This is a genomic window from Bradyrhizobium sp. UFLA05-153 (assembly GCF_054185185.1).
On sequence record NZ_JBBIAM010000357.1, the window covers coordinates 1 to 572 of the forward strand.

The window sequence follows — 572 nt, forward strand, 5'->3', positions numbered from 1 at the left end:
TGGTCGGTATCGACGGCGACTTGGACATTGTAGCCGACAACGCCGGATCCGCGGCCACTGGTTGCCATCGAACGGCTATCCGGATCGGTCAGGGAGATTTGCTGATCCGGCGAAGCAAGCATCTGCTTCTCGTAGGCAGCAAGCTTGCCCATCTCCCCCTTCAGCTTCGTCAGCTTCTCGGTAAGCCTCGTCACCTTCGCCGCCAGCGCCTCGCTCGGCTCCTGTCGGTCGGCCGTGTCAAGTTGGCTCAGATAGCGCGCGACGCTCTCCTCCAACTGAGCACGCCGCCGCTCCACCTTCGCGCGCGTGAAGTTCCTGTCCCGGTTGTTCACGGCCTTGAACTTGCTCCCATCGATGGCGACGCTCGCCGTCGTGAGAAGACCCATCCCGCGGCAGAGCTCGACAAAGCGCGCGCAGACCTTACCCAGCCCCAGGCCGTTGTCCTTGCGGAAGTCCGCGATCGTCTTGTGATCGGGAGCAAGCCGACCCAGCAGCCACATCACCTCGATGTTGCGTCCGGCCTCTCGTTCCAGCCGCCGGCTTGACTGCACCCGGTTCAGATAGCCGTAGAT

General features: G+C 63.1%; 1 protein-coding gene. It reads right to left on the reverse strand.

Going from position 1 to position 572, the window contains the following annotated elements; genetic code table 11:
• A partial coding sequence (locus tag Q2941_RS51870) for a transposase (RefSeq protein ID WP_458197583.1) occupies nucleotides 1–572 on the reverse strand: 572 nt, incomplete at both ends.